Source organism: Coleofasciculus sp. FACHB-712 (assembly GCF_014695635.1).
In the GTDB taxonomy this organism is placed as follows: domain Bacteria; phylum Cyanobacteriota; class Cyanobacteriia; order Cyanobacteriales; family FACHB-T130; genus FACHB-T130.
Genome location: NZ_JACJOQ010000572.1, coordinates 1 through 5014 on the forward strand (window position 1 = coordinate 1; position 5014 = coordinate 5014).

The following is a 5014-nucleotide window of genomic DNA, read 5'->3' on the forward strand; positions in this document are numbered from 1 at the left end:
ATGACCGCCCAATTCAAAGAAATTGTCGTGGACACTTACCTGCTCTTTTCCCAAAACTTTAGCCCAAATTTCGGCTAGCGCTTCCTCAACGCGATCGCGTGGTGCGACATAATCTTCTTTGATATCAAAACTGAGCGTATCAACCGCAGGTAAGGCACGACGATCTACTTTTCCATTCGGTGTCAGCGGTAGGAATTCTAGCATGACATAAGCTGAAGGCACCATGTATTCAGGTAACTTTTCTTTTAGGAATTGCCGCAGATTGATGCTTGCTGGTGCCTGTTTTTGGTTAGGAACAATATAAGCAACCAAGTGCTTATCACCAGGGATTTCTTCCCTAACAATTACCGCTGTCTCGCTCACTACTGGATGCTGATTGAGCACCGCTTCAATTTCGCCTAATTCGATGCGGAAGCCGCGAATTTTTACCTGATTATCAATGCGACCTAAAAACTCAATATTGCCGTCTGGTAGATAGCGGGCTAAGTCACCCGTTTTATAAAGTCGTGCTTCTGTTTTCTTACTAAAAGGATTAGAAATAAAGCGTTCAGCAGTTAATTCAGGGCGATTCAGATATTCTCGCGCCAATCCATCACCGCCAATGTACAATTCGCCGACAACACCAATCGGTACAGGTTGTAAATGAGCATCCAGCAGATAAATCTGCGTATTCGTAATCGGGCGACCTATGGGGATGGATGTTGCTGATTCTGGCACATTCTCCACGCAGTAATAAGAAGAGAATGTTGTACTCTCTGTTGGCCCATAAACATGAATTAAATGCTTCGCCGCGCCTTGTTTAATAACCTTTTTGACCCACCGAGTATCAACAGCCTCGCCTCCAAATAGCAAATAGCGCAAGTTAGCGAAAGCTTGCGGAACATCTCTGGCAATCTGTTGAAATAAAGCGGTGGTCAAAAATAAAATGCTGATGTCTTTTTGTTGAAGTTGTAAGGCAAACTCGTGGGGCGAAAGGGTGACATCTCTGCTAATTCCCGCAAGTTGAGCGCCATTGAGTAACGCGCCCCAAATCTCGAATGTTGCTGCGTCAAAGGAAGTGTTTGAGGCTTGGGCAACTTTATCATCAGGCGACAATTTTACATAATTTGTGTTGCATACCAGCCGATTGACAGCTTTGTGAGTAACCGCAACTCCCTTAGGATTTCCTGTAGAACCAGAAGTGTAGATTACATAAGCTAAGTTCTCGCTGGTTACGCTGCTATTCGAGTTTTCTTCACTTTCTTGGGCAATGATTTCCCAATCCTTATCAAGGGACACAACTGGGTTTGAGAAACCCTCAAAATGCCCAACTAATTTTTCCTGTGTCAGCAATAGTACGGGCGTATCCGTGCCAATAATTTCTGGATTGAAGCCAAAGTTTTTCTGTAGAAATGCTTCGCCCTTACAAGCATCATCAAGCATAAACTTCAAACGTTCTTGAGGATAACTAGGATCTAAAGGCACATAAGCTCCCCCTGCTTTCAGAATGCCTAGTAATCCCACAATTAGGTCTACAGAACGCTCCATACAGATGCCGACTAAAACTTCCGAAACTACCCCCATTTTTTGTAAATAATGTGCTAATTGGTTGCTGCGTATGTTCAACTCCCGGTAGGTTAGAGACTCGATAACCCTTGTCTCTAAATTTTCAAATATTACTGCTATAGAATTAGGATTCTGCTTTACCTGATTTTCAAATAACTGATGGATACACTGATTTTGAGGATAATCCGCCTGGGTGTCGTTTACTTGTATTAATAACTGCTGTCGTTCAGCTTCACCCAATAGCGGTAAATTTGCAACTCGTTCTTCGGGATGATTAACAATCCCTTCAAGCAATGTTTTAAAATGTCCCAGCATTCTAGTAATCGTGGCTTCATCGAATAAATCCGTGTTGTAAACCACTACGCCTCTAATCCCCTCCGAATTCTCCCATTTACCGCCCCATAAGCTCCGGAAATCTTCGGAACACTTCCACAAATGCAACTCCAAATCGAATCGGGTTGTTTTAAAGTCAACATCCATAAAGCTAGGCACTAATCCAGGCAGTTCTAACGCTGACATTGGCGCATTCTCAAAGCCAAATACTACTTGGAATAGCGGATGAATATTTAAGTTGCGCTCTGGATGTAGCTCTTCAACAAGTTTCTCAAAAGGCAAATCTTGATGGCTGTACGCGCCTAGTGTTACCTGCCGAACTCTGCTTAAGAGTTCGCGGAAAGTTGGGTTTCCAGATAAGTCGGTGCGTAATACCAAACTGTTGACAAAAAAGCCAATTAATCCTTCAATTTCGCTACGGTTGCGGTTAGCAATAGGCGAACCCACCGCGATGTCTTCTTGATGCGTGTAGCGGTAGAGTAAGGTCTGAAATGCTGCTAGCAAAGTCATAAATAGGGTGACACCTTCTTGCTGCGAAAGCGTCTGGAGCGCATCACTGAGCTTTTTCGGTAACTCTAAAGATTGCGTTGCTCCTCGATAGCTTGCAACCGCTGGTTTCGGTCGGTCAACGGGCAAATTTAGCACGGAAATACCGTTTAATTGTTGCCGCCAATAAGCTAACTGAGTTTCCAGCACCTCTCCTTGCAGCCACTGGCGCTGCCAATGGGCAAAGTCGGCGTATTGTAGGGGCAGTTCCGGCAGCGTAGAGACGGGATGCATCCCGTCTCTACAAGTAAAGGCTGTGTAGAGGGTTCCCAGTTCCCGAATCAGCACTCCAATCGACCAATCATCACAGATAATGTGGTGCATATTCAGCAATAGAATATGTTCTGTTTCGGAAAGCTGTAGCAGCTTCACTCGCAGCAATGGGATAGAGGACAAATCAAAAGGACGTTCGATTTCTGCTGCTACCAACTGCTGTGCTTGGAGTTCGCGATCGCATTCTGGAAACTGCCGCAGGTCTACTACGGACAGAGGGATGGTTAAGCCGGAAGCCTTAGCGCAACTTTCCGCAGGAATCACTTGTACGGGTTGCCCCTCTAGCACCTTAAATGTAGTCCGTAAGGCTTCGTGGCGACGCACAATTTCGTTAAATGTCTGCTCTAATGCCGCGAAATTGAGCGCACCTTTTAAGCGAATGACTGTCGGCACATTATAGATCGCATTGCCAGGTATCAACTGGTCAAGGAACCACAGCCGCTGTTGGGCAAATGATGCAGGAAAGACAAAAACCTCTTGTTCAGACATATCGATTCTTTCTTTTGCAGCTATCGGGGCGTTGTCGGCATCCGGCGTCATCTATCTTTGCTTTCACCACAAGGGATAATAGCCTGTCCAGGTTGATTTAATGGGAAGAAGCGATCGCGTAAAGTCAATGCGATTTTTGGTGCAGGTATCAAGGCACAAAAGCTAACACGGATACAGGTGTCCCAGAACCACCCCGTAGACGTAAAATCCCAATGACTAATGTAGTGCCAGTGGGCGATAACCGATCGAGATTTGTCAGGTTTTCCAATACAATTCCAGCCTTTTTTAGTACCAGGCGGTTGGTGCTAAAGGTTTCATCTTGCCCTGGATCGACGCCATGAGTATCAATTCCCACACCAGCGATCGCGCGTTCTTCGACTAAGAATCGGCTAGTTTCAGCAGCAAACCCCGGAAAGTGAAATTTGCCTTGTTCGTCCTGATTTAAAAAGGCTCTTCGATCGCCCCACTTTTCTTGCCAACCCGTGTATAGAAGTACAACAGTGTTAGGAGAGATAGGATGGTGTTGCTGTTCCCAATAGAGGACATCGGCTGTTGTTAAAGCATAGTCAAAATTAGCAATACCTTTGTCGCGGATATCGATAACAATCGCTGGTACAACGAGCGACTGGGCTGGATAACTCTCAATCCCAACTCCATCTTCATAAAAGCTACTGGGTGCGTTGATATGAGTGCCGCTATGTTCTCCCATCGAGAATCTTCGTAGATGGTAACCATCTTTTTCTAACTTGGCGACTGGCTCAAATTCAACGAGTGGATCGTTTGGCCAAATAGGTATATTTGGATCAATGACATGACTCAGGTCTACAATTTGGGTGTAATTAATGGTTTTAAGATTATTTGAGCTAGGAATCATGGCGTCTGATTACTAAAAATATTTGTGAGACCCCAGCGGTTAAGACCCCCGAATTCTTAGAGAATTCGGGGGTCTCGCGTTCAAAGTAACTCTTGATAATATTGTTCTGTCTCGGCGGGAAGGAAAACGGTCGTTCGCATTTCCCTGTTTTGAATTTTAAAGGCTTTGGTTATCTGAATGCGACTGAGAAAATCTATGTCATGAGAAATTACTAATATAGCGCCTCGATACTCTTCTAACGCTTCGACAATTTGAGTAACGGTTTCTAAATCCAAATTGTTCGTTGGTTCATCCAATACCAGCAAGTCAATTTCTGATACGCTAATCATCGCCAGGGCAAGTCTTGCTAGCTCTCCTCCACTTAAGACCTCAGCTTTTTTATTCACTTCATCATTGAAAAATAAAAAGTGTCCAAGCTGTTGTCTGATAAGTTGATACTCAAGGTTGGGATTCGCTGCTTGCAAATTTTCTAAAATGGTTTTTCCTCTATCTACTAACTCGTAAGTTTGGTCAAGATATACAACTTTTAATTTTGGAGCAACTGAAACCTTCCCCGATGCAAGAATCGCTGGGGAATTTTTTCGATGGATGCCCAAAACTGCCCGAATTAAGCTAGATTTTCCCGACCCATTCGCCCCAGAAATAGCAACTCGCTCACCGGATGCTATGTGCATCTGTATATTCTTTATGAGAAACTGATTTACAATTTTCAGATTGGCTCCTTGAATGTTAATTAAGCTTCTCCCCTTTTTACTACTTTCTTCTTCAAGGCGAACAATGGCAACTGGATTTGTCCTAATTTTGGCAGATTCCAAATTTTGTGTAGCTTTAGCGATCGCCGCCTCATGTTTTTTTGAGGCGCTTCCAGCACTTGCTGATGCTCGATTCTCGAAGAATCTTCTTGCAGATTTTCCCATACTTCTATCGTGAGCTTGTTTACGCCCTTCTCTTCGG

Annotated in this window: 3 protein-coding genes; all 3 read right to left on the reverse strand. The window is 44.3% G+C overall.

Annotated features, from left to right (window positions below):
- Positions 1 to 3237, reverse strand: a 3237-nt coding sequence (locus H6F50_RS20695; RefSeq protein WP_199292285.1) for an amino acid adenylation domain-containing protein, incomplete at its 3' end; no start/stop codon positions are given.
- A 97-nt stretch (positions 3238 to 3334) separates the two neighbouring features.
- Positions 3335 to 4060: a cyclase family protein gene (locus H6F50_RS20700; protein ID WP_190430164.1), complete on the reverse strand. Its 726-nt coding sequence runs from the start codon at positions 4058 to 4060 to the stop codon at positions 3335 to 3337.
- Positions 4061 to 4140: 80 nt separating this feature from the next.
- A partial coding sequence (locus H6F50_RS20705) for an ATP-binding cassette domain-containing protein (RefSeq protein WP_199292286.1) occupies positions 4141 to 5014 on the reverse strand: 874 nt, incomplete at its 5' end.

Coding starts and splice junctions, on each gene's coding strand:
- H6F50_RS20700 (WP_190430164.1), bottom strand. CDS start 4,060: ATGATTCCTAGCTCAAATAATCTTAAAACCATTAATTACACCCAAATT.